Source organism: Lysinibacillus sp. G4S2 (assembly GCF_030348505.1).
In the GTDB taxonomy this organism is placed as follows: Bacteria; Bacillota; Bacilli; order Bacillales_A; family Planococcaceae; genus Lysinibacillus.
Map to the genome: position 1 here is coordinate 5,091,250 of NZ_JAUCFJ010000002.1, position 25,632 is coordinate 5,116,881.

Here is a 25,632-nt window from a genome sequence, read left to right on the forward strand (position 1 = left end):
ACGAGCAATTCTGTACAAACATCCTGATTAATTATCTTATTATAAAGCGCTTAATAGAGTCCTGTAATGCCGTTATTTCATCTGTTAAATCATTGGAAGATTCACTTACAATCTGAATGGCGTGCTGTTGTTCATCAACGGATGCCGTTACTTCCTCTGAAGCAGCAGCATTTTTCTCACTAATCATCGCAATACTTTCGATAGATTGTATAATGTTATCCTTTGAGCTGTTCAAATATTCTACCCCCGTAGTCATTTCCCCAATAACAGCAATGATTTTTTCTACAGCCAATTCGATTTCCGTAAAGGATGACTCTGTTATAGCAACCGAATCATTTTGCTGACGAACAATGACGTTTGTTTTCTTCATCTCATCGTTCACTAAATTAGTTTCACTTTCAATTCCCTTTATCGTTGTACGCACTAGCTCAGTTGCTACAGATGTTTGATCCGCAAGCTTACGTACTTCCTCAGCAACAACCGCAAATCCCTTGCCGTGCTCACCCGCTCTAGCCGCTTCTATTGATGCGTTTAATGCAAGTAGATTCGTCTGATTAGAAATCTCGGTAATGGTACCAACAATGCCTTCGATTTCTCTGACTTTCACAATTAAGCTATTAAAGACAGACTGAACGTTATTAATCAATTCGGAGGACTCATGTGATTTCTCTTTTAAGCTGTTTAAATTAACGAGACCTTCTTGATTTGATTGCTTCATATGTTGAGATGCATCAAGCATTACTCCATTTTTGTCATGCAATAATTCAATCTGCTGAGCAAATTCAATGGCAATTCTATTCGTATCCTCAGCATCTGATGCTTGCTTTACTGCACCGCTTGAAACCTCATTAATCGCTTTTACTATTTCATCTCCATAAGCGTTCGTTTCCTCTGCCACAGATGTTAAATTTGACGATGTCGATTGAATTTCTACAATAGCTTCCTCTACATCTGTAATTAATGTTTTCAGTTGATCAACCATTTCATTAAAGCCTTCATTTAGCTGACCAATTTCATCAGAGCGTTGTAGATCCTCAATTTCTACTGTTAAATTCCCTTTGGCTACCTCACGTACGCGTTTAGATAATTTTTGAACTGGTAAAGCCAAATGTCTAGAAACCATTATGACAACTGCTGTACCAATAATGATAGCACCTATTAATGTAATACCGATCACGAGTAATAATGAATTAGCTCCTTTATTGAAGTCTTGCATATATGTACCTGATGCTATAATCCATCCCCAGTGAGGATCTTTTGCAGAATAAATTATTTTATCAGCTATTTCATCTTGACCCGGTAACTCAAATTCATATTGTGTAAAACCTCCGCCAGCAAGTGCTTTGTCGGTTACTTCCCGAATAAAATAGTTGCCGCTACTATCTTGATCATTCCATAGGTTGTCCCCTTCTCGAGTCGGATGAGTTGTTAATGTCCCTTTATCATCTAAGACGTAAATATATCCGTACTCTCCCAAATCTCCAGGATAATTGATCGGCCTCTTTCCGTCACTATCCTTCGGTCCAAGTATTGCCTCCCTCACTCGCTCCTGTGCGACTTCTAAAGGAATATCACCCTTTTCAACACTTTCATTTGCAAGCTCGATTAATTGCAGAGTAGATTCAACACTATTCTTAATTACTTGTTCCCCAATATTCTCCATACCATTTTTAGCTTTACTATAACTAACTAAACCAATAATCAAGCTTGGTATGATTAATAATGCTAATGAAATAATAATTAATTTCCCCTGTATCGAACGTAAAAACCTCATGCTTTAGCCCCCTTTTTTTCTTCATTCACCAAGACTATTAATCTATATTATGTTATGGTTTGAATTTTTTCACAATGGGTAAATTGCAATGTAAGGACGAATTATTTGCTTTTTTAGACAAATATGCTACTACAAATATTTTTCTGGTTAAGAAAAAAACTATCTTTCTGCAGAGGTATACCCTATGGAAAAATAGTTTTTTGATTTTTATCCTAGTTTAAATGTAGTTATAGCATCAGTGACAGACTGTCTAATCGATTGATAAAAGAGTCTTCCCTAACATGAAAGTGATTTTACGTTCAAGGCTACATGATTTCCCACATAAAGCGAGACAGATGAGACCCTGCACGACGGAGCGGATGTTTTCTGTGCGAAAGCGAAGCGGCAGCGACAAACAAAAGGGTTTTCTGTGCGAAAGCGAAGCGTCAGCGACAAAGCGAGTAGCCCGTAGCGGAAATCAGCCTCTTCGAATTAATTTAAATGTATAAAAATGGTTAATCAACACACCTGTTAATTTACAATAGTTTTTCATAATACAAAACCAGTAGCTTTAAACGCTACTGGTTCTATTAATTATTTTCTTATTCGCCTAAATCTGCATTATGGTAAACATTTTGTACGTCTTCTAAATCTTCTAATGCATCAATTAGTTTTTCAAATTTCGCTACATCGTCACCAGTTAATGCTACTTCTGTTTGTGGAAGCATAGAAAGCTCTGCTACTGTAAATTCTTGAACACCAGCTGCTTTTAATGCTTCTTGTGCAGCAAAGAATTGGTCCGGCTCCGCATAAATAATGACAGCCTCATCTTCTTCCAGAATATCACGAGCATCAACATCTGCTTCCATTAAAATTTCAAGAACTTCATCTGCAGATTTACCTTCTAAACCGATAACCGCTGTTGAATCAAACATGTAGGCAACAGATCCACTGACACCCATATTCCCATTGTTTTTACCAAATGCTGCACGTACATCAGAAGCTGTACGGTTAACATTATTTGTTAAAGCATCAACGATTAACATAGTGCCAGCTGGTCCGAAGCCTTCATAGCGTAATTCGTCGAAGTTTTCATCGCCGCCACCTTTTGCTTTATCAATTGCTTTTTCAATAATATGCTTAGGAACACTGTATGTTTTTGCTCGTTCAAGGACAACTTTAAGGGCACGGTTTGATTCAGGATCTGGCTCGCCTGATTTAGCTGCCACATAAATTTCACGTCCGAATTTTGCGTTGATTCGGCTTGTGCTTTGGTCTTTAGACGCTTTCTTTTCTTTAATATTGTTCCACTTACGACCCATTGTTTCCACTCTCTTTCAATGTTTAAGTTTATAAAAATCATAGATGGGTAGATGCCATCTGTAAATAGTGAATCAATTATGCATCGGCATAATTGCGTCCGGAATTACTCTGCAAATAATAACACAAATGATGCTTACAAAGCTAGATATGCCAATGTTTAAAGTGATTTTCTGAAGAATAAATTTGTAAAAAACTGCTTCACCTAGATTCACTTTACAATTGGCTTTCTACTTTGATTTTTTCTAATAATGCATGACAGCCTTCTAAAACCAGATTATAAGTTTCTTGAAAATCTCCTGTATAATATGGATCTGGCACGTCTTTTTGATGGTCAGTTAAATCTAAAAAACGGAAAATCTTTGGAGAATTAGGATTGCCCAGCATCGTTTGTATATTGCGTATATTACTTTCATCCATGCCAATAAGGTAATCGAAATTTTCAAAGTCTGCCTTTTGTAACTGTCGCCCTTGCATCCCTTTCGTTGAGATGCCGTATTCTTTCAGCTTATCTTGTGTTCCTCTGTGCGGAGGTTCACCAATATGCCAGGAGCTTGTTGCAGCCGAATCTACTTCGATTTTCTGACTCAAATGCTCTTTCTCTACTAAATCACGCATGACCGCTTCAGCCATTGGTGAGCGACAAATATTTCCCAAACATACAAAAAGTACTCGAATCATTTTTACTCCTCCTACAATCCATTTCACCTTGCTGTAATTGTTGCTGCCGCTTCGCTTTCGCACAGAAAACCCTTTTGTTGCTGTCGCTTCGCTTTCGCACAGAAAACATTTTGTTGCTGTCGCTTCGCTTTCGCACAGAAAACATTTTGTTGCTGTCGCTTCGCTTTCGCACAGAAAACATTTTGTTGCTGTCGCTTCGCTTTCGCACAGAAAACATTTTGTTGCTGTCGCTTCGCTTTCGCACAGAAAACATTTTGTTGCTGTCGCTTCGCTTTCGCACAGAAAACATTTTGTTGCTGCCGCTTCGCTTTCGCACAGACGAAACCCTTTTGTTGCTGTCGCTTCGCTTTCGCACAGAAAACATCTGTTGTTGCTGCCGCTACGTTTGCACTACGCTTTCGCACAGAAAACATCTGCTGAATGAAGATAAAGCACCCAAAATCAAACTTGATTTTGAGTGCCTTCTATTCTGATTTAATTTTTTTCTGTTGCAATGCGCTTTTCTAATTCCTCTGTTAAAGCTAACAGTTCATGCTCAAGACGATGTGTAAATTCCTCACGCCCGTCTTTACCCTTGCCTGTTACATAAAATGGCTCGCCATAAATTAGATAGCCCTTTCCACGTTTAAAAATATCACCAGCATTACGCGCACCAACATAAGCGGCTGGTAAAATTTGCGCTTTTGACAATTGTGCTATTGTAATAGCACCTTGCTTTAAATCCGTACCTTCAGCATTTCGCGTACCGGATGGGAAAATCCCAACAATTTTACCCTCCTTCAATAACTGTGAAGGAATTTTAATAACGCTTGGACCTGGATTGTCACGGTCAACCGGAAAGGCATTTAAACGCTCTATAAGCCAACCAAGACCCTTTATATCAAACAATTGCTTTTTAGCCATAAAGTGGATTTCCCGAGGGAATACTGCAACACCAAGATTTAAAATATCAACATAACCCGTGTGTGTACATGCAATAATAAAACCACCTTCCTTCGGTAAGTTTTGCTCTTCATATACACGCGCTTTTGAGCCCGATAATTTTAATATCACTTTTACAACATTCGCTATAAATTTATACACTGTTCCATTCCTACCTTATTCAATAGTTACTCCCATTGTAATCGAAAATGCCTGTGTACTGCAATTGCATGTGAAATAAATCCGTGACATCCGCCGGAGACTTTCACTTCTGTCGCTACACTTTCGGTACAAAAAACACTAACTGAAAGTAGTTAAACCTTTCCCACTAATACATCAACATCAATCGTAATTTCATTTAAATGGATAGTTGCCCCCTCTTTTTTATGCCAGCCCATTGGTGTCATTTCAAGCAGTGCTGGTACAAGCTCTAGAGCTAACGGTACCGTATAAGTAATACGCTCTACACTAACATCGGCAAAGCTTTCTTTAAAACGAGCAACTATTTGTTCATTCGAATACGACTCTTTAGTAGAATCCGCATACAATTGTGCTCGAAGCTCATGTAAGTACCCGCTTTGAGGTACAACCTTCACAACACAACCATTCCTAGTTAATAGACGTTTAAATTCTTCATAATTTGCAGGAGATAAAATGTTTAAGATGGCATCGAAGCTTGATCTTGCAAATGGACTTTTCGCTAAATCACCAACACACCAAATTTGTTCTGGATAATGTCGAGATGCAGCAAGTATGCCTTCTTTCGCTATATCAATACCAATGCCAATCCCATGTTTCTTCGCCATAATACGGGCTAAATGTGAACCTTCACCACACCCTGTATCAAGCACGGTTTCTGCATTCGCAATGAGCTCTCCAATTTTATCTTCTACTAAATCGTAGATACCACTATCAATAACCGCTTTTCGAGATTCAAAGAGGTCTTTACTGTACTTAGAAATAGCACCATGTGTCAGCATATTGACATAGCCCTGCTTGGCAATATCAAAAGAATGATTTGAGGAGCATACTAGTCTACCCTGCTCAAAAACACTCATTGACTCCTGACAAATCGGACAAGCAAAAAGCGTTATATTTTTATCCATTAAGGCTGCCCCTGCAGCTCTTTTAGAAAGTGCCCCCATTAATTTGCCTCCTTCTGTTCTGTAGATGGAACAAGTGCGAAACGCTCCCACTTACGACTTCTCCATCTAAAGTATACAATAATGGCTCGCATCCATTCATCTGCCGAAATCGCCAGCCAAATACCGACTAAGCCCCAATCTAAAACGAAAACGAACAAGTAACCGAGTGGAAGGCTCATACAAACCATCGATAAAAAACCAATTTTCACTGGAAACCTCGCATCCCCTGAGGCACGCAAAGAGTTAATAACCACGATATTCATCGTACGACCTGTCTCAAGCAGAATACTTAATGCTAGCACAGATGCTCCGATGGCTATTACCTCTGGATCATCAGTAAAAACGTGCATAAGCTGCTTCCGGAATATAGTCACAACTACAACCATCGTTATCGTAAAGACAAAAGCTGCACGTACACTTGACCACAGCTGATGATAAGCCTCATCCTTTTTACCAGCACCGACATAACGCCCAATAATAATAGCTGTCCCTGTACCGATTGCAATCGCAAACAAATACGTAAACATCGAAATATTCATGGCATATTGTCTTGCTGCAAGCGTTTCTGATCCTAAATACGTTGCATAATATAAGAAGACAATCTGACAAAACTGATAAAGCACCTGCTCAAACGCTGACGGCAAGCCTATGTTTAATATTTTTCGAACATATTCCTTAGAATACTCGAAATAATATTGTAGCTTCAATCTTACTTCCATGACTTGATACAACAACCAGAAAAACACAAGAACTGCTAATCCACGACTTATAACTGAGGAAATAGCCGCTCCTTTTACACCTAGCTCTGGCAATCCTAAGTTACCAAAAATCAAACCGTAATTTAATACAACATGTAGAACATTCATACCTAGCGATACATACATCGTTTGCTTTGTCCTACCATGTACACGGATAATCGCCGCTAACGCATTGATAATTGCCTGTAAAAAAATAAAACTCCCGATAATGACTAAATAGCTTTGCGCGTATTGAAGCACATCACCCTGCAAGTTCATCATCGTCATTAAATGACTAGAACAGAAGAAAAATAAGATACTCATCATTAGTCCAACGACCAAATTCATCGTTATGGCTAAAGCAGAAATCTTCGCAGCTTCAAAAATACGCCTTGAGCCTAAATATTGTGACACAACAATAGAAGCACCATTACCTATTACTTCAAGTATTAAAATTGCAATATGAATATATTGATTGGCAGCACCAACCCCTGATACAGCATTATCTGATAAAGCACTGAGCATAAAAGTATCAGCTAATCCCATCAACATAAATAAAAATACTTCTAAAAATATCGGCCACGTTAAATGGAATAAACTTAACTTATTCGGCTCTCTTATATCACTTTCTCTTAATGTATCTGCCAATACTTTTCACTTCTCCTATACATTTATAAAAATACAAGTGTGTTGATTAATCATTTTTAAATTCAAATTAATTCAAAGAGGCTCTTCACCAAAACGTGTGGTTGATTTCCATTCCGACTGGGCGCTTTGTTGCTGACGCTACGCTTTCGCACAGATAAAACATTTGCCGCTGACGCTTCGCTTTCGCGCAGAGCAGAGCTTCCTGGGGGCGTCCGATGAGCCGCTTAGGCCTACACGATGTAGGTCACGAAGGCGTTATCACAGGATGTGATGTTTTTAGCCTTCGTTCCTCTACCTGCTCGCTCCAGGGTCTCATCTGTGACGCTGATCCCCAAGGAGTCGCCCAGCCTCCACTCCAATCAACTAAAATACAGCGTATATATTTTAAAAAATGTCATCCACAACTTTTAGTGATGAGCCAACAAAAAATCCTTTTATCACTCAATACTAAACCTATTTTTTCCTTATCAACACGTCTGATAAAAATATATAGTATCTTATCATAGTTTTTTAGACTGTAAAGAGTTTTATAATGAATCATCAAAAAGATTATGCAAAGCTAGTATATTACCATAAAAAATCCCTCTCACAATTCTATGTGAAAGGGTTTCCTATCATGTTAAGCAATGTGTTTGTAATTGCTCGCGCTTTTCTTTTGTTAGACCAAACTCTTGCTCTAAAAATGCGGTCTTAGAACCATATTTGTTATCCATTGCATCAAATGCTGCTTGTAAATAATCCTCACGGGCAGACATTAATGCATAAAATTGCTGTAATTCTCGATCGCTATAGTCTTGCTGAATTGCTTGGGCCATCTTTTCTACCAAGGGACGTAAATGTATATTTGTATTTAAATAGTCCGCCATGATTGTTTCCTCAGGTACATCTAAAGCGAGTAAAATAAGTGCACCGCCGATACCTGTTCGATCCTTCCCTACTGCACAATGATGTACAAGCCCTAAATTTTCAGGGTTTTGAATCGTTACCATTAACTCCTTAAACGAAGCATTATTAAAAGGCATTTGAGCATAAAATTCTCGGAACATCTCTGGACTTACAACCTTATAAAAATCTTTTCCTCCGGCATTTGTAGGCATCTCGAAAGCGTGATTGCCCTTTGCCGGTATTTGAATATATTTAGCATGTGGGAATACCGGATTAGGATTGTTTTGCGCTTCATGGTTATCACGATAATCAAAAATTGTTTGGACACCTAGCGTTTCAAAAAGCTTCTTGTCTGCTATCGTCATTTTGCCAAGCGCCGCTGAACGATAAAACAAGCCATCCTTTACAGAACGCCCATCTCTTGACTTATATCCACCCATATCACGAAAATTATGAACAGCCTCAAACGGAATAATCTTCATATCAAATTGTTTCATTCACTGCCACCTCCCTCTGTTAGCAAGCTTCCTTATCTTTATTCTATAGAACAATTCGATATAATACCAATTTTCACACTAGGAAATGTAGTCACTCCCCCTTTTTATCAGTTACTTTGATGGTTATATCCGTCAGTTTGGATACAATCAAAAAAAGCTGCCCTTGATGAAGGACAGCTCTAAAATCAATATAAATTATTTAAAAAGCTCAGGATATACCGCTTTTGCTATTAGCTCAACAGCTTCACCAATACGTGGACCTGGACGGTTTGAGATATCAGGATCTATAAAATAAACCGCTTTATTTTGAATCGCTGTAATTGAATTCCATCCACCACGTGCAAGAATTTCTGCTGCTGAGTTTTCCGTATTCACTGTTGTTAAAATCACTTCTGGATTTTTCGCAATGACATCTTCCTCAGATACCTTTTGCCAGCTTTCGAGATCAGCAAATACATTTTTCACGTTTGCAGCATTTAAAATCTCTTGTTGGAATGTACCAGAACCAGTTGTATATATATCTGGCTTTGGACTAATTTCTAAATAAATATTTTTTGCTTTTACATCTTTTACTTTTGCTTGGACTTCAGCAATTTTAGCTTTAATATCTTCATTTAACTTTTCACCTTTGTCTTCTATCCCCATAACAGATGCAACTTGTTGGATATCACCGTAAACATCATCAAATGAAGTAGCCGATTTAATGGCAAAAACTTTAATTCCTGCATCTTCAAGAACTTTTAGAGCATTTAAGTTTTCATCATCACTACCAGTTGTATAAGCAATAACTACATCTGGCTTTAACGCTAAAATACGCTCACTATTGAATGTTGTAGAACTTGACACACGCTCAATTTTTTTTGCTTCTTCTGGATACGTATCAAACTCAGTTGCACCAACGATTTTGTCGCCAACGCCTAGTGCAAATAATATTTCTGTATTACTTGGTTGTAATGAAACAATAGTTTTAGGCACTGCATTAAACTCTACTTCTACACCACGATCATCCTTAACTTTATAACTTGTTTTCTCAACTTGTTGATCTTCTTTAGAAACAGTCTCTTTATTAGTATCTTCTTTCGCGCCACAGCCAACTAATACGAAGGCCAGCATCAGCACAGAAAGCCATTGTAGCTTAAACATTTTCTTCATTTCATTGATTCTCCTTTTTCTTTTTCATCGGGTATGACTTACTTATAAACGGTATTTCAGCAATACCAGCGTGTTGATTCGTATAGACGGCCATTACAAAAAATACATTGGCTAGCAACCCTAAATAATCAAAGAGAATAGCTGGTACTTCCCGTTCTTCAGACACTTTGTGCAAAATGCGATATGACTTTTTCGCCTCGCTACGGCATAAATGTAATGCTGCAGCAGCCTCTGTTCCTTGAGGTAATACAAAACTTTGTATTTCCCCCTTTACATGACTAACATAGAAATCATAACGATTACTTAGCCAAGTCAAATCATCTTCAGTTACCGCTAATTTACCTCGTACTGAGCCATTTACATGGTAAGCCAATGGCAAAATAGCTAGCAAATCATCGGCTACTACCTCTACCGTCTCTTTTTTCACCGCTACTAAAGCGGCCCCAATATGTGTTGTAAGGCTATCCGTTCGAATTTCAAAATCTACTGTCGATGCCTTTTCACGCATAAATGGATAGCAAGAATAACGTGCATCTTTTTTCAAGTCTAAGTCCCCGCTTTCCTTCATGAAAAATTCTTACTTTATAAATACCTTCCAATGCTTGTCCTATAATTTCATCAGGTAAATTATAAGTGTACATAAAAAAACGCCGTTCCTTCTATGGAAACGACGAAAATAACAGAGATAGTGTCGCATAGACACGACATAGCCTATGGATTTGCCGCATATTCCCCTAGCTTCCGAAGAGTATTTATACGTTCAAATAAAGGTCGGTCTCCTGGCTTGTACAGTTTAACTCCATTCGATCATGGTACGAATCATAAAACCTTCCCATCTAATATTTAGACAGTGGTATATATTTATGATACCTGTACTTACAGTTGCGGAAACAGCTTCGGTTTTTCACCGAATTCCCGATTATGCTTGTTAACACCTTTATTTCGCAAGAATAATTCACTTGTAAAGCAGTTTAACATATATTGATAGGAAAAAATAGCTTTGAGATAAACGGAAAACAAAGGAATTCGAACAATAGTAAGCCATTTTTCTACATAGCTATACAAAATCTCAGGCGTGTTGATTAGGAAAAAATAGGTTTATTATTGATCGATGAAAGGGTTTTTCTTGTTGCTATTTAGTGTCGAGACCCAAAACAGAATCGCTAAAGCTACTTTCGTTCGTTTTATAGGCATACTTTGAAGATTTATCGAAACAAAATCGCTCATTATCGAAACTTTTTGAGCTTTTATCGAAACAAAATCTCATTTTATCGAAACTATTTGGGCTTTTATCGAAAAACAAGCTCTTTCTATCAAAGAAATCAACCACATGTTATTATGAAGAGCTTGTAGCGTAGGGCTACTCGATGCTCGTTCGCAGAAAGCCTTACTCTGTGCGAAAGCGAAGCGTCAGCGACAAAGCGAGTAGCCCGTAGCGGAAATCAGATCCTTCTAATTTAATTAGGGTGGATAAAAATGGTTAATCAACACACCTGACAAAATCATTCTCTATTCTGAATTCACGAGATTTAAAAATGAAGATCTTTACAAAAATATGTACTTGATTGCACATTCCGCTGCGGAAGGACGTGTAAACGTAGTCTGATTCTCCCTCTACTCATATGCTTTCATCAACCAACTTTTTAATCAAAAACGGATTTTAGTATTGATTCAAGGTTATTTTATAGGATTTTTTCAATCGCTTGTTCAATATCAAGCTGTGAATCTGTAGGTTCAAAGCGGGCAACTGTTTTACCATTTGTATCTATTAAAAATTTCGTAAAGTTCCAGCGAATATTACGACCATCTAAAAAACTAGGCGCAATTTGGATAATTGCTTCTGCTAACATTTTTTCCTGCATACTTGCCTTGCCAAATTCGCGATAATCTATCTCGTGCTTTAAATAATTGAATAATGGGTGTGTTGCATCTCCATTTACCTGCACCAATTCAAAAATTGGGAATGTTACACCATAGTTGATTTTACAAAGGTGTGTAGTTTGTTCGCCATCTTCAGGATTTTGATTATCAAATTGATCACAAGGAAAACCTAATACGACGAAATTATCTTTCCCATATTTGTCATACATTTTTTGTAAGTCTTCGAATTGATATGTAAAACGACACTTGTTTGCTGTATTAACAATTAACAGCGTTTTCCCTCGATAAGTTTCCATTGATAATATTTCACCATTTGGCTTCTTTACTAAATAATTATAAATGCTCATTGTTTAACTCCTTTTATTTTTTCATATATTATGAGGTGTGTTGATTAATCATGTTAGAAGACAATATTTTCCGCTAAGGGCATCGACATACATTAGCAAAATTTTAACAAAAAAAAATCCTATTACCGGTCAAGAATAAACCTATTTTTCCCTGCCCAACACGCCTGGATATATTATAAACTATTTCTCTATTAATGAAAGAATTTTCACAAAAAATAGCCATTCCACGAATTTTAATGGATGGCTTTCCTATATCTTCTTTTGCATTTAACATCTTGTTCTTCCTCAATTAAACGCTCCGCAATTTTTAGTAGCTTCGGGTCTTTCGTCTCATCAAATAGCTTTTTAAAAGATAAAATAATATCATAGCGCATTAATTTCGGATTCTTTTCGTCTAAGCATGTTTGGAATCTTTTTGCCAAATATGAAACGACTAAATCTCTTTGTACCTGCCCTGCTACACCTATTTTCCAAATTGCCTGCAAAGTATGTCTCGCAGTTTCTGTTTTTTCATCATATGTCACTGCCCAAATCTTCAAGAAGTCTTCTAATACTCTCTCTTCCGGATCACTTTTCGCTGCTAATGCGCATAAAAATTGTGCAGCGCTTGCACGAATATGTCCATTTTTGTATGTAAGAGCTTTAACAAGCTGTTCCCAAACTGCATATGTCCAATCAACTGGTTCCTCCATTATTTTCATCAATTCTTCGTAAGATTCATATTGAATATCGCGATCACGCTCTGTTAAATTACTAAAAAGTTGCATAATCTCTTTTTCCATGATTCCATCCCTACCTTTATTGTTTCAGACCGTAATAATATTATAATTTTTTATGGTACACTTAACTTACTTTGCGTAAAAGAAGGTGAGTTTATGAATAAAATTAATACTAGGAAACTAATTTTTAGAATGATTATGATTATTTCTTTAATCGTAGCCGCATATTTTATTGTCCCGGTTTCCGTTCCCATAATATTAGCTGGTGTTACCGCATTTTTTTTAGAGCCAATTGTTATGTTCTTTAAACGGCGATGGAAAATGTCTCGGAAAATTGCAGTTGCCTTTATTTATATAGTGAGCGTTATTTTAATTTCTATTATTTGTTACTTTACTATTACACAACTTATGTCGCAAATAATTTTAATTTCAAAGCAAGCTCCCTATTATATTTCAAAACTATCAGAAATGTGGCTCAACATGCAAGAAAACATTTCTAAATACACAGAAGACTTTCCTCCCGAAGTAAGTACCTCGCTTCAAAATACAACAATGGATTTCATAAAGAAAATGGAAGAATCTTTTTTAAACTTCTTTAATTATACTAAAGTTACAGCCTTCTTCGCTGAAATCCCAAGCCTATTTATCAGTCTTCTCGTTTATATGATTGCTCTATTTCTATTTATGCTAGATTTGCCCAAGTTAAAACAGATTACTTATAAATATTTAAAGCCTAGTACTGCAAATAAATTGAAAATCGTCTTGAATCGTTTAAAGGGTGCTATTTTCGGCTATATGAAGGCACATCTACTCGTTAGCTTTGTTATTGGAGGCGTCACACTTATTGGCCTCCTACTAATCCAACCAAAATATGCAATAACGATGACCATCATTATATGGCTAATTGATATTATTCCTTTCCTCGGCTCTATTATTATTTTAGCGCCATGGGGGCTTTATCACCTATTGGTAGGAAATATATCTATTGCTGTAAAATTATTCATCCTAGCTGCTATTTTACTCATTATTCGTCGAGTAGTCGAGCCTAAATTAATGGGTGACCATATCGGTTTATCAACTTTACCTACATTAATTGCAATGTTTATTGGTCTTCAGTTATTTGGTGTGATCGGTTTACTCGCAGGTCCTTTTGTCATTATTTTCTTTATTGCATTAAAAGAAACAGGTATTATCAAGCTGAATTTTAAAATATAGCATCAGGCGTGTTGATTAGGAAAAAAATAGGTTTATTATTGAGTGGTAAAAGGATTTTTTCGTTACCACTTTGCCAATATTTTTCCATTTTAACTGATTGTAGCGTAGGGCTACTCGACTCCCGCGGGAAAGCGAGACAGACGAGACCCTACACGGAGCAGAGCGGAGGAAGCGGCTCGACGCTCGCCCGCAGGAAAGCGAGTAGCCCGTAGCGGAAATCAGCCTCTTTGAATGTATAAAAATGGTTAATCAACACGCCTGATATAGCATTTTAAATAAACACCCATTCAATCATCCCCAAACAAAAAAGGTCATCTTTGTATTTTTTCATTACAAAGATAACCTTTTTGCTATTTAAATCGTCTATATAATGTAAGGCTTATTGAATACGTCCGAAGCCTACTAAATATTGATTCCACCAATCAAGTGATTCAATGACAACACCTTTATTTTGTGCATCAATCATCGTGTTATTACCTAAGTAAATACCTACATGCGCTACGCCTGAACCATAGCTGAAGAATACTAAGTCACCTACACGTGCTTCACTTGCTGAAATACGTTGTGTTGCTAAATATTGTTGTGATGCTGTACGAGGTAAAGATACACCTGCTTGCGCGTAAGACCATTGTACAAGACCAGAGCAGTCAAATCCTGTCGATGGGCTACTACCGCCCCAAACATAGCTGCTACCTAAGAATTGCTTCGCAGTTGAAATAGCATCACCTGAAGATGCAGTTCCTGCGCCAGACCCAACAACAACTTTTTGTGCATTACCTTTGTTACCATTATTACTATTGCTACTATCCTTGTCAGAGCCACTATCGTTACCATTGCCATTTGTTGCTTGTACAACTGGAGTAGCTGATTGAAGTGCACGTAAACGAGCTGCTTCTTCCTCTGCTTTTTTACGTTCTGCTTCTAAACGTTCTTCTTCTTTTTTCGTTGCGATTTCTGCCTTTAATGCTAAAGATTTTGCTTCGTTCTCAGCTTTTTTTACTTCCATTTCGCTTTCCTTTTGTTGAAGCTCTTGGAATTGCTTTTGAAGCTCTTTTTGTTTTTCATCTAATGTTGCTTTTTGTTTCTCTAAATTAGCCTTATCTGCTTCTTGTTGATCTACTAATTCTTGGTCAGCATCCATTAATGTTTTTACCGCTACGACACGGTCCATTAAATCTGCAAAGCTTTTTGATTCAAGAACAACGTTTAAGTAAACACCCACAGTGTCATCTTGTGCTTGATACGCAGCCATACGTTCACTTAAAATTTTTGAACGTTGCTCAATACGCTTTTCAGTTTCTTTAATATCTGTATCAACTGCTTTAATATCTGCTTGTACTTTGTTAAATACTTTTACTTTTTCATCGATCTCTTGTTGTAGTTTTGTTAATTCTTCTTGAAGCTTTTTAACTTCTGCATCTATTTTAGCTTTCTTATCAATCATTTGTTGAGATGTTTCTTCTGCGTGTACTTCTGTTGGTTGAACTGTGTTAAATAATAAGCCACCAGCTAGTGCTAATGCTAGTACCACCGACTTACGCCATTTATTGCGCTTACCCACTTAACTTCTTTCCCTTCATTAGTCAATTTCGCTCTTGTAGTTTTAATGTAATCAATTGAACGATTTTTTTTGTAATTTCTTATATTTATATTAGCCTTTTAAAGTTTAGCATTATTAGCATAACTTTTATACTATTTCACACCTTTTTAATCGTTTAGTAAAACTCGAAATATATTTGTAACATTCACGTAAATTCTGAAAAATTCTCTAAAATAGCTTTTTTTTCTACAAAATAAGCCTTTTAACTCTTTTTCTATTAGACACACCCGATAATTTGTAATCTTTTTGTAATATTTCACGAGAACATTATGAATATAAAAAAAAGGTAAGGGAACATCTCCCCTACCTATTGCTTCATAGAGCGTAACGCTTGAATAGAAAGCCGAACTAAAAGAATAGCACACAAAAATAAACCTATGTATGCAGCTGTATTTAAGTAAACGGCATATGAAGCGTGAATAAATTGTGCGATTGCTAAAAGTGCTACAGAAATAATGCCAAAGGTAATACCAACAAGAAGCAGGACCAACTGGGAAAACAGATTTGTAATAAAACGAGCATTATGCTCATCCGAAAAAACATCGTGATGTAAAATAATTTTCCCGCTCTCCACCCGTTGAATAAGCTGGTCAACTCGTCTTGGCATTTTGCGTAATGTCGGAATAAGCATGGATAGTTCTTCTTGCAAGCGTTCCTTTGTTGCCATCGGTTCTTTAAATGGCTTCAGGAAAGATGCCCGCATATACGCGGATGAAAAATCTTTTGCTTCCGTAAAAATATCAAAACTCGAATCAATTACCCGCAATGTCCCATCCAATGTTACTAGTGACCTTAGCGCTAAACCTACCGCAGGATAGAAAGCAAGACCGAAATCACGAACAACCGTAAATAACGCATGTATTAATTCTTCTGTTGGAATTCGATCCACGTAAGAAATTTTCAACAAGATTTGATCAATTGCTTGTTCCATCTTTGCACGTTCTGCATGATCAGCATTTTCAATCAATAGTGTTAAGCCATCATATAAAATACTTGAATCATTTAGCTGAATCCCCATTAAAAATAGCTTTAAGCCCTCTTGTTGTGTAGCTCCCAAACGACCAACAGCACCAAAATCAAGCAGGATTGGTGTGCCATCTATCTCATCAATATGGATATTTCCTGGATGTGGATCTGCATGAAAAATACCCGAAAAGAGCATCTGCTCAAAGAAGGAATATAAAACAGTACGCGCAAACTGCATACGATCAATTTTTAAACTATTAAATACAGCCGTACCATCCGCAACACTTTTCCCACGTACATATTCCATAACAATAATATTTTCATTACAATATTCTGTATAGATTTTTGGAATCCGTACCTTATAATCGCTTTTAGCAAGGGCATTTGTCACCTGCAATGTATTCCGAACCTCAATATCTAAATGAATTTCCTCGCGTAATCCATCTGCAAATCCTCTAGCAAGTTCCCGAAAGCCCAGTGACTCAGCCCATGAAGACTTGCTTGTTAGCCAATTGGAAAATTCCTCTAAAATATCGAGATCATCTCGCATGATCCCCTTTATTTCTGGACGCAATAGCTTCACCACGACTTCATCATAATTCTTTAATCGTGCCTTATGTACTTGTCCAATAGATGCCGCAGCAATAGGCTCCATTTGAAAATTTGCAAAGATGTCATTCACCGGCTTAGGAAGTGTTCCTTCTAAAATTTGAGTTATCTGCTCTGGCGGTAAAGGCTTCACACGATGCTGTAGCCTCTCCAACTCATCAATAAAGATGGGCGAAAACAGTTCTTTACGTGTAGAAAGCACCTGACCAAATTTAATAAATATCCCACCGCATTGCTCTAAAGTAGCCCTTAAAGCAATTGCAAGCTCCTTTTCATTTTCTCGTTGTCTTGCGTATTTAATCGTTTGAACAACACCATTTGTCACTGCTATTTTTAACACATGTCGCAAGCGCTTTTGTTGTCGCCAGTAGCTACGAAGGCGCAACAATAGATTTTTTTGACCATTACGACGATCTCCAGCTGCAATACCACTTGGGTCAAAAAGCTCAAAAACAAGGTAGAGCAGCATAGAAATTAGCAGCATGCTACCAATCCAAATAAGTGTACTGACCTCTGTTACCGTTTGCATCACCGTTTCGGATAAAAAATCTGTATGGCGCAAATAAGAATACCAGTAAACAAAGGACGTCAAGATCACACTAATGACTACAGAAAGAACCCTACGAACAAAATTGATATTTGAACCAATTAATCGACCACTTACAAAATAAATAATCCCTGATACAACAATGATTTGGATTAAAAATTTCAAAAAAATCAACAGCGTAACCTCCGATGCTACTTCTTAATACCGCAAGTATAACAAATTACGACCTTTTAATTAAAACGAATCCATTGCGCGAAAGGATTCTTTCGAAATGGATTCCCTTTCTAGTAAATACAGATGCTTTGACATTAGTTGTTTTAATATGGCTCATCATCATAACGTGTGGTTGATTTCCGTTCCGACTGGGCGCTTTGTTGCTGACGCTTCGCTTTCGCACAGAGCAAAGCTTCCTGGGGGCGTCCGATGAGCCGCTTCACTCGCGATGCTCGCTCCAGGGCCTCATCTGTGACGCTAATCCCCAAGGAGTCGCCCAGTCGGAACGAAGATCAACTTAAATACATGACATAACGTTGTAATAAATGCCATCCACAACTTTCAATGATGATTCTAAATATATCAATTTAAGGATAAGACGCCCATAAAACCTCAGACGTAGATTTAGTAAGCAATAAAAAATACCTTTAGACAAAGATCATCTAAAGGTAAAAAGCATTGAAAGGTTTAAGCGGTCACTAGCACTGTGCCGTTAATCTTTGTATTCATTTCTTTAATTTTCGATGTTGCTCGTAAAAAATGCTGTCAATTCGTAGCATCCTCTTTTATTTTGCAGAAAGCACTTGCTCCCAATCTATTGTGCCATTTTTAATTTGGTCCCGCTTTTCTTTATTCATAATATCATTTGGACGTCCACCTTTTGGCCAATCTTTATCATGATTTGCCCATTCAGGTCGATCCTGCGATAAAATATAGGCTGCTAAATCAGCGGCATCTTGATCTGTCAAAGTTCCAGCTGCACCGATTGGCATATTAGTTTTAATGTAGCCAGCCATTTTTGACATACGTGCCATACCCGCTCCATCATTAAATGATTTTTCACCCCATAATGCCGGACCTGTATTAGCGCCAGTACCAGAACCATCAACCGCGTGGCAAGTGATACAAGACTGGGCATATAACTCTTCACCGTTCGTTACGTCTGGTATAGGCACGTTTTTCATAGTACTTGTACCTGCCCATTCACGCTCTGCCCCAATAGGTACGCCCTCTGAAATATAGGTGAAGTACGAGACCATAGCTTCTAACTCTTCGCTGTTCATGTCAAACTTTTTACCGTTCATACTACGAACCATACAACCATTAATACGCTCTTCAATCGTTACAACATCACCTGAACGTGCAATATATTGCGGATAATTCGCCGTAACACCAACTAATGACGCAGCTTGCTCATCGATGCCAGCCCCCGCATGACAGCTTGTGCAAGATAATTGATTCCCAACATACTCTTCTGCGGCAACATGTGTATTATTAACTAGTTCATAGCCGTATAATATCGTTTCTTTCATAGGTCCATCCGGTACTTCTTCCATACTCGGCGGTGCATAGACAACTGACTGAGCAGCTCCTGTTGTTGGTATTTTTGTCTGTTCTGCGGCTTCTTTGCTTTCTCCGTTAGCATCTCCTAAAATTTTGTCACTAATGACTGCCCCCACAAAAAGTGTACCTGCTAATAATACTGTCCCCGCTACTCCCGCTACTATAGTTTTCATCTACAATACCCCCCTTTGTATATTCACCTATATTTTAGCAAAACAGCATATTTTTCGATGTGATTTTCCTCACACCTCACGCAAATAGAACCCTTTTGAGGATAAAATTTCAAATTTTATTGTTCTATAACACAACAATCCAGACTTAATACCTCTTGTAGTATGTTTAGTTATCTGATATTCTCTTTCACCCTAGCGTAATTATCGCTGTCTTACGGTAACGCTTCGCTTTCGCACATAAAAAATTTATTGCTGTCTCATCGGTATAATAAATTCTCAACACTCTAAAATGCCGAGTACAGCATTGTACCCGGCATTTTAGAGTTCCCTTATAATTTACATTCACCATCAACACAAGTAGCTTCACCCTTGCCTACCATCTTTAACACCGGCTGAATACCTGCTATCTCTGCCGCTTGATGTAAAGTTCGTACGAAAACCTCATTCGGCTCTGCACCTTTAATACCGTAACGATTTTCAAAAACAAAGAATGGTACACTTTGTACACCTAGCTGCTTTGCATCATATCGATCTTTATCCAAATCTTCACTGAAGTCCTTTGATGCAAGAACACTCTTCGCCGTTTCAACATCTAAGTCTAAATCTTTAATGACTTTTAATAAAAATGTATCCTCGTTTAAGTCTTTTCCTTCTGTAAAATAGCCACTCATAAGTGCCTCTGTATAGGCTTCCTCTTTCTCAAACTGCTTTGTCCATTTTGCCAATCGATGAGCTTTTTCAGTATGGGCTGTTTTCATATCTTCAAAATTGTAATGTAATCCAACCTCTTCGGCCCGCATTGCTATGCCCTTAGTTATTTCCTTTACTTCCTCTATCGTTGAATCATATTTTACAGCCATACTCTCATATAAAGTTGGTGCATTTTCCTTAGGCGTATCTGAACCAATTTGATATGCTTTGTATTCAATTTCCACCTGCCCTGAATAGCCTGCCAAATCAATGGCATGTTCCAATTCTCGTTTGCCAATGTAGCAGAACGGACATGTAAAATCTGAAAAAATCTCAATTCTCATTTACTAAGCCTCCTACAATATATCCACCCAAATTTTAATGGCAGTTGCTAAAATGAGCACCGCTAAACTACCTTGCAAAACTTTCGTATCTAATTTTTTCCCTGTTCTTGCACCTAGTGGAGCTGCTATTAAACTAGCTACAATCATAATGAATGCAGGATAATAATCAACTTGTCCCGTCATCAATTTTCCCATTGTCCCACCTATCGAGGATATAAGGGTAATAGCAAGGCTTGTAGCGATTGTCATACGTGTTGGTATACCTAATACTACTAGCATTATAGGGACTAACAAGAAGCCACCAGCTGCCCCGACAATCCCCGATCCAATACCAACAATAAACGCTAATATGGCCGCTATCGGTTTATTGAACGTCACTTCATCCAACAGCTTGTCGTCCATTTGCTTTTTCGGAATAAACATCATAACTGCAGCAATCAACGCCAGTACACCATATACGACGTTCACTCCAGCTTCAGATAAAAATCGGGAGCCATAACTACCAATGAAGCTCCCTACTAATATGGCACCACCCATATAAATAATCAGTGATTTATTTAAATAGCCACCTTTTCGATATGCCCATACCCCAGCGATAGAGGCAAAAAATACTTCTACCGCACTAATACCTGATACCTCATGTGCTGAAAATGCAGCAAAACCAAATAAAGGCGGGATATATAATAACATTGGATATTTTATAATCGCCCCGCCAATCCCTAACATTCCCGATACAAACGAGCCCACAAAGCCAATCAAAAATATTGTAACGACCCATGCTAAATCCAACTTTTCTCCTTCCTTCAAAGAAGGGTTGTTCTAAACCTCGAAAACCCTCATAACCTTAAGCTTTCTGAATAAAGAATGTCATGACACCAGCATCTTCAGATTTGTCTAAGATTGTATGACCGCCAGCTTTCGCCCAAGCAGGGATATCCGCTAGAGCTCCTTTATCCGTTATTTGAACCTCTAAAATTTCACCCGAAGCTAATGTATCAATAGATTTTTTTATTTTCACTATAGGCATTGGACAAGATAATCCTTTTGCATCTAATTGTAAGTTTGATTTCATGTTTTTTCTCCTTTGGAACGGCAAACTTGTAAGCAATTTTGCCGGTTCTGATTTTTTTCATGACTTTACGAAAACGGGATATTACAAACTATCGAACTGCACAGCGATTCGGACCAATCTCCATCTCTGTTTGCTCATCTTGTGCCGGGGTAATCTTCCCCATATTCACTTGGCGAATTTCTTGATATGCATTCGGCTGCGGAGGCAAATTATCAGTTACAACGCTACGGAATTTAACTTCATCCTGAATATTTAAGCCGTGATTTTCTGCAAATAATTGTCCAAGTCGTTTTGCAACAGTTCCATCTTCATTTAATTCATCAATAATCATAAAATGAGCTGGCAAAACAATTAGTTCGTCTGATAATTTTCTATATCTCTCGTAAAGTGTTGCGCGCAAATCACCTACCCAATCTTCTGCAAGACCCGCTAAATCCGGACGTCCAATTGAATCAATAAACAAAATATCTCCAGTTAATAAATACTTGTTGTCCACAACAAATGACGTTGAACCAATTGTATGTCCAGGTGAATAAATCGCTCCAACATCTATTTTGGAGGCGCCGATTTGTACAGTTGTTCCATCAATTAAAGGTGTATAGTCAAACACAACCTCTTCTGCATCTTTCGGTGGTAAATAGTACGTTGCGCCAGTTACAGCTGCGATATGACGCCCACCAGAAATATGATCAGCGTGCAAATGTGTATCAAATACATATTTAATTTTTACATTTTTAACATCCGCAAAGCTCGTGAATGCATCTGTAAAACGTACAGCATCAATAATAGCTGCCTCTCCTTCTGAGATGACCATATAAGAAAGACAGCCCTTCCCTAAACGTACAAATTGATAAAGCTCACCACCACCTGTTAAATCGCCCACTTTAATCGGTTCTAAATATTCACTCCACGTTTTCATTCCGCCTTCTAAATAAGCCACTGTACGTCCCGCTTCCGATAACATCTCAGCTACCATCATCGACGATCCTTCTTTCGCACAAACGACTAACACCTCTTTGTTAGCTGGAATCTTCGATAAAATATCCTCGACACCATCTAACAGCTCAAAATACGGAATATTAAGGTATTCAAATTTACGCCCATCAATTTTCCAATCTGCGAATGCATCTGTATTTCGAACATCTAAAATAAATAATTCTTCATTATTAATTACTTTTTTCGCTACTTGTGCTGCGCTCCATTTCAGAACTGACACTCCACTTACCCCCCGCAGTATAATTCTATCGATTTTTTTAGCGGAAAGAAGCCACCTCCGCCTGTATAGCTAGTTAAATTAGAATGTTAATGACGGCGCTGCATCTTTTGCAAACTCTAAGAACGTCACAGCTCCCCCAACCTCGATACCATCAATAAAATCATCTGTCGTTAAACTCATTACATCCATCGTCATTTGACATGCGATAAATTTCACACCTAATTCCTGCGCCATTTCCACTAATTGTGGAATCGCCGGCACATTGGCCTTAGCAAAGCCTTCTTCATAACGCTCTGCTCCAGCAGGCATAGGTAATGCTTGCATCCCTTGTTTATGAATTAAATTCAACCCTTCGAATGTGAAGAAGATGGCTACTTCCTTCTCAGAAGCCGCCGCTGCTGTTGCAATGTTGAACACCTTATACGCATCGAAAAGACCACCGTTACTTGCAATGATCGCTACTTTATTTGACATAAATTAATTCCTCCTAAATGTTTTTTCAATAAATACCTAATCGGGTATTATTTTTACTAAAAAAATATAGCAAACGCTACAGTTCCCCTACATTCCCTTACCGTACTTCCCCTTCCCATGCAAGCATACCGTCAACCATATTTGTTACATCAAAACCTTGGCTTTCTAAAAATTGAGTAGCATTGCCACTGCGACCACCCGATCGACAGACTATAACATACGGTTCATTTTTATTTAGCTCATGCATACGAAATTCAAGTAAGCCTAGTGGAATATGAATGATACCCGGAATATGTCCCGACTCCACTTCGTCTATTTCACGTACATCGATTAAATTTAATGCCTGACCTTGCTCTAAAGCCTGTTGTACTTCCTTTGCTGAAATTGCCTTCATACTATTCTCCTCCTAATATGCACTCATGCCACCACGGACATTTGTTACACGCTCAAAACCCTGTTTTTTCATTTGCTTACACGCCTTACTACTGCGCATACCGCTTTGGCAAATGACAACGATTTCTTTATCCTTCGGTAGTTTATCAAAGCTAGAACCAAGCGGAATATTTTTGAATTGCGGGATATTACGTCCCTTATACTCTGCTGGTGTACGCACATCGATAAATACTTTATTTTTGTCATTCAATATATTTTTCAATTGTGTCGCTGAAATTGTCTGCACACCTTTCGCTGGCTTCATTCGCCAGACCAAAAACGCAATAACGATAGCAAGTATCACCCATGTTTCCAAATAGTATCGCCTCCTTTTTATACTATTAAGGGTATACTGAATTTACCTGCTCTTCACGACTAAATCCATCGCTTCCTGGATGACCGAATTCATTTTTTCGGCATCCCCTTCAGCAGTCGATACACATTCCAGTAAATTTTCACTAACGATCACTCCAATAGTCCGATCAACCGCAGAACGCACGGCAGATAGCTGTGTAATCACATCTTTACAGTTTTTTTCTTCTTCCATCATGCGTAAGACACCACGCAATTGACCTTCTATACGCTTCACTCGATTAACCGTTTTAGATCCATAAGCCATACTGTTCACACCCCTTTCAAAACGATCGATTGAACTCGCTTACGAGATTTATAATATACCCCATTAGGTATATTGTCAACATGAATGGCTTTGATTTTTTTGGAGCACTCACTCTGGAGAGCATTGTCCTATCCGTCAATAAAAAAAATCCCTGCTATGAGCCGTTACTCATAACAGGGAAATCCATCATCATTATTATTTTGCTAGTTGCATTGCTGGACCAAAGAATTCATAATGAATTTTTTCGTCTTTCACGCCAATTTCATGTAAATTTTTAATAACTGCTTCCATAAATCCGACAGGTCCACATACGTAAACTTCTGCATTATCGGCTACTTTTTCAGCTAATAATTCTTTTGTAAGTAACTTGTCTTCATCCGAATATAACGCTGTGTAAGTAGCATTTGGAAGTGCATTCACTTTCTCTTGAATAGCATCACTAAATGCAACAACTTTTTCATTGCGCGCACATTGGATAAAGCTCACTTCATTTGCCGCATCATCACCTATTGATTGCAACATACTATTTAACGGTGTTACACCAATACCACCGCTTAAAAAAGTAATTGGAGCAGAAGTTTCTTCTAAAACAAATAGTCCAGCAGGAGCACTTACATCTACTAAATCTCCAACTTGTAACACGTCGTGAATAAAGTTTGATACTTTTCCATTCGGCGTATGGTCACTTTCACGTTTCACAGAAATGCGATAGCCATCTTTAGCACTCGCTTGCGAAAGCGTATACTGACGGTTCATTAAATACTCTTCGCCCAGTACTTTCACACGAATACTGATATATTGACCTGGCTCATAAGCTGGTAGAGGGGAACCATCTTCATTTTCAAAGTAAATAGATGTTACAAGATCACTTTCTACTACTTTTTTCGCCACTTTCAATGGTTTAAATAAACGCCATCCACCATTACCCTCAGCTTTTTGATATAGCTCTTCTTCTACTTGAATGAAGATATCTGCAATGACACCATATGCTTCAGCCCAAGCATTAATAATGTCATCCGTCGCCGCATCACCAAGCACTTCTTTAATTGCTTTTAATAAGTTTTCTCCAACAATTGGATAGTGCTCAGGTAAAATACCTAGGCTACGGTGTTTATGAGCGATTAACATAACCGCTGGTAAAATAGCTTCTAAATTTTCAATATGAACTGCAGCAGCATAAACCGTGTTTGCTAACGCTGTTTGCTGACGACCTTTTTCTTGGTTTGTATGGTTAAAAATATTCAATAATTCTGGATGAGCTTGAAACATATTTCTGTAAAACGTCTTCGTAATTTCTACACCATGAACTTCTAATACAGGAACTGTTGCTTTAATAATTTGTACTGTTTCTTGTTTTAACATATCGCTTACCATCCTTTCGTGATTACAATATAACGCTATCAATCCCTTAAAGCAATATATAAAATACATC

The 25,632-nt window shown here is 37.8% G+C and carries 27 protein-coding genes and 1 riboswitch; of the genes, 2 read left to right on the forward strand and 25 right to left on the reverse strand.

Annotated elements, in window-relative coordinates; all coding sequences use genetic code 11:
- Positions 1 to 31: 31 nt before the first annotated feature.
- Entirely contained in the window at positions 32 to 1,774 is a 1,743-nt protein-coding gene (locus QUF91_RS25905) for a methyl-accepting chemotaxis protein (RefSeq protein ID WP_289419810.1), read from the reverse strand.
- Between the two features lie 281 nt (positions 1,775 to 2,055).
- Here QUF91_RS25905 and QUF91_RS25910 point away from each other — a divergent pair, with 281 nt between their 5' ends.
- Positions 2,056 to 2,262 (forward strand): hypothetical protein, encoded by a 207-nt coding sequence (locus tag QUF91_RS25910; RefSeq protein WP_289419811.1) that lies wholly within the window; start codon positions 2,056 to 2,058, stop codon positions 2,260 to 2,262.
- Between the two features lie 93 nt (positions 2,263 to 2,355).
- On the opposite strand, the gene QUF91_RS25915 is transcribed toward QUF91_RS25910, so the two are convergent.
- The 11 genes from QUF91_RS25915 to QUF91_RS25965 all read right to left on the reverse strand — a co-directional run bounded on the left by QUF91_RS25915 (position 2,356) and on the right by QUF91_RS25965 (position 12,749).
- Positions 2,356 to 3,075: a YebC/PmpR family DNA-binding transcriptional regulator gene (locus QUF91_RS25915; protein WP_285397406.1), complete on the reverse strand. Its 720-nt coding sequence runs from the start codon at positions 3,073 to 3,075 to the stop codon at positions 2,356 to 2,358.
- 214 nt (positions 3,076 to 3,289) lie between these two features.
- Positions 3,290 to 3,754: a low molecular weight protein-tyrosine-phosphatase gene (locus QUF91_RS25920; protein ID WP_285397414.1), complete on the reverse strand. Its 465-nt coding sequence runs from the start codon at positions 3,752 to 3,754 to the stop codon at positions 3,290 to 3,292.
- A 23-nt stretch (positions 3,755 to 3,777) separates the two neighbouring features.
- Complete coding sequence (locus QUF91_RS25925) at positions 3,778 to 4,158, reverse strand: hypothetical protein (protein WP_285397407.1); 381 nt, start codon at positions 4,156 to 4,158, stop codon at positions 3,778 to 3,780.
- 70 nt (positions 4,159 to 4,228) lie between these two features.
- Positions 4,229 to 4,837, reverse strand: a complete 609-nt coding sequence (locus QUF91_RS25930; RefSeq protein WP_285397408.1) for a lysophospholipid acyltransferase family protein — start codon at positions 4,835 to 4,837, stop codon at positions 4,229 to 4,231.
- Positions 4,838 to 4,989: 152 nt separating this feature from the next.
- A complete protein-coding gene (locus QUF91_RS25935) occupies positions 4,990 to 5,820 on the reverse strand; it encodes a putative RNA methyltransferase (RefSeq protein ID WP_285397409.1) in 831 nt (276 codons plus the stop codon).
- The gene (locus QUF91_RS25940; protein WP_285397410.1) at positions 5,820 to 7,205 is read right to left on the reverse strand and encodes an MATE family efflux transporter; all 1,386 of its coding nucleotides are present in this window, start codon (positions 7,203 to 7,205) and stop codon (positions 5,820 to 5,822) included. Before QUF91_RS25940 ends, QUF91_RS25935 begins: the two co-directional genes overlap by 1 nt.
- A gap of 614 nt (positions 7,206 to 7,819) precedes the next feature.
- A complete protein-coding gene (locus QUF91_RS25945) occupies positions 7,820 to 8,587 on the reverse strand; it encodes a tyrosine-protein phosphatase (RefSeq protein ID WP_289419812.1) in 768 nt (255 codons plus the stop codon).
- Positions 8,588 to 8,782: 195 nt separating this feature from the next.
- Positions 8,783 to 9,739 carry a helical backbone metal receptor gene (locus tag QUF91_RS25950; RefSeq protein ID WP_289419813.1) on the reverse strand — a complete coding sequence of 319 codons (957 nt, stop codon included), beginning with the start codon at positions 9,737 to 9,739 and terminating at the stop codon, positions 8,783 to 8,785.
- A gap of 1 nt (position 9,740) precedes the next feature.
- On the reverse strand, positions 9,741 to 10,283 hold the full coding sequence (locus tag QUF91_RS25955; protein ID WP_289420129.1) for a hypothetical protein: 543 nt from the start codon (positions 10,281 to 10,283) through the stop codon (positions 9,741 to 9,743).
- Positions 10,284 to 10,491: 208 nt separating this feature from the next.
- A riboswitch (cobalamin riboswitch) is annotated at positions 10,492 to 10,693 on the reverse strand.
- 728 nt (positions 10,694 to 11,421) lie between these two features.
- Positions 11,422 to 11,967, reverse strand: a complete 546-nt coding sequence (locus QUF91_RS25960; protein WP_289419814.1) for a glutathione peroxidase — start codon at positions 11,965 to 11,967, stop codon at positions 11,422 to 11,424.
- A gap of 233 nt (positions 11,968 to 12,200) precedes the next feature.
- On the reverse strand, positions 12,201 to 12,749 hold the full coding sequence (locus QUF91_RS25965; protein WP_285398110.1) for a hypothetical protein: 549 nt from the start codon (positions 12,747 to 12,749) through the stop codon (positions 12,201 to 12,203).
- 93 nt (positions 12,750 to 12,842) lie between these two features.
- Between QUF91_RS25965 and ytvI the strand changes: the two genes are divergently transcribed.
- Positions 12,843 to 13,901 (forward strand): sporulation integral membrane protein YtvI, encoded by a 1,059-nt coding sequence (gene ytvI, locus QUF91_RS25970; RefSeq protein ID WP_289419815.1) that lies wholly within the window; start codon positions 12,843 to 12,845, stop codon positions 13,899 to 13,901.
- 379 nt (positions 13,902 to 14,280) lie between these two features.
- Here ytvI and QUF91_RS25975 read toward each other — a convergent pair whose 3' ends face one another.
- From QUF91_RS25975 to hmpA, 13 genes are all read right to left on the reverse strand, one after another.
- Complete coding sequence (locus tag QUF91_RS25975) at positions 14,281 to 15,462, reverse strand: C40 family peptidase (RefSeq protein ID WP_289419816.1); 1,182 nt, start codon at positions 15,460 to 15,462, stop codon at positions 14,281 to 14,283.
- A 346-nt stretch (positions 15,463 to 15,808) separates the two neighbouring features.
- The gene (locus QUF91_RS25980; RefSeq protein ID WP_289419817.1) at positions 15,809 to 17,797 is read right to left on the reverse strand and encodes an ABC1 kinase family protein; all 1,989 of its coding nucleotides are present in this window, start codon (positions 17,795 to 17,797) and stop codon (positions 15,809 to 15,811) included.
- 143 nt (positions 17,798 to 17,940) lie between these two features.
- The gene (locus QUF91_RS25985) at positions 17,941 to 18,105 is read right to left on the reverse strand and encodes a hypothetical protein (protein ID WP_289419818.1); all 165 of its coding nucleotides are present in this window, start codon (positions 18,103 to 18,105) and stop codon (positions 17,941 to 17,943) included.
- Between the two features lie 297 nt (positions 18,106 to 18,402).
- Complete coding sequence (locus QUF91_RS25990; protein WP_285399114.1) at positions 18,403 to 19,353, reverse strand: c-type cytochrome; 951 nt, start codon at positions 19,351 to 19,353, stop codon at positions 18,403 to 18,405.
- A 329-nt stretch (positions 19,354 to 19,682) separates the two neighbouring features.
- A complete protein-coding gene (locus QUF91_RS25995; RefSeq protein WP_285399116.1) occupies positions 19,683 to 20,387 on the reverse strand; it encodes a DsbA family oxidoreductase in 705 nt (234 codons plus the stop codon).
- A gap of 12 nt (positions 20,388 to 20,399) precedes the next feature.
- Positions 20,400 to 21,176, reverse strand: a complete 777-nt coding sequence (locus QUF91_RS26000; RefSeq protein WP_289419819.1) for a sulfite exporter TauE/SafE family protein — start codon at positions 21,174 to 21,176, stop codon at positions 20,400 to 20,402.
- A 55-nt stretch (positions 21,177 to 21,231) separates the two neighbouring features.
- Positions 21,232 to 21,459, reverse strand: a complete 228-nt coding sequence (locus QUF91_RS26005; RefSeq protein WP_285399120.1) for a sulfurtransferase TusA family protein — start codon at positions 21,457 to 21,459, stop codon at positions 21,232 to 21,234.
- A gap of 88 nt (positions 21,460 to 21,547) precedes the next feature.
- Entirely contained in the window at positions 21,548 to 22,675 is a 1,128-nt protein-coding gene (locus tag QUF91_RS26010; protein ID WP_285399121.1) for an MBL fold metallo-hydrolase, read from the reverse strand.
- 78 nt (positions 22,676 to 22,753) lie between these two features.
- The gene (locus QUF91_RS26015) at positions 22,754 to 23,149 is read right to left on the reverse strand and encodes a DsrE/DsrF/DrsH-like family protein (RefSeq protein ID WP_285399123.1); all 396 of its coding nucleotides are present in this window, start codon (positions 23,147 to 23,149) and stop codon (positions 22,754 to 22,756) included.
- A gap of 97 nt (positions 23,150 to 23,246) precedes the next feature.
- Positions 23,247 to 23,543, reverse strand: a complete 297-nt coding sequence (locus QUF91_RS26020) for a rhodanese-like domain-containing protein (RefSeq protein WP_285399125.1) — start codon at positions 23,541 to 23,543, stop codon at positions 23,247 to 23,249.
- Between the two features lie 12 nt (positions 23,544 to 23,555).
- On the reverse strand, positions 23,556 to 23,846 hold the full coding sequence (locus tag QUF91_RS26025) for a rhodanese-like domain-containing protein (RefSeq protein ID WP_481817480.1): 291 nt from the start codon (positions 23,844 to 23,846) through the stop codon (positions 23,556 to 23,558).
- A gap of 93 nt (positions 23,847 to 23,939) precedes the next feature.
- Positions 23,940 to 24,200 (reverse strand): metal-sensitive transcriptional regulator, encoded by a 261-nt coding sequence (locus QUF91_RS26030; protein WP_285399128.1) that lies wholly within the window; start codon positions 24,198 to 24,200, stop codon positions 23,940 to 23,942.
- 195 nt (positions 24,201 to 24,395) lie between these two features.
- On the reverse strand, positions 24,396 to 25,562 hold the full coding sequence (gene hmpA, locus QUF91_RS26035; protein WP_289419820.1) for an NO-inducible flavohemoprotein: 1,167 nt from the start codon (positions 25,560 to 25,562) through the stop codon (positions 24,396 to 24,398).
- Positions 25,563 to 25,632 lie beyond the last annotated feature (70 nt).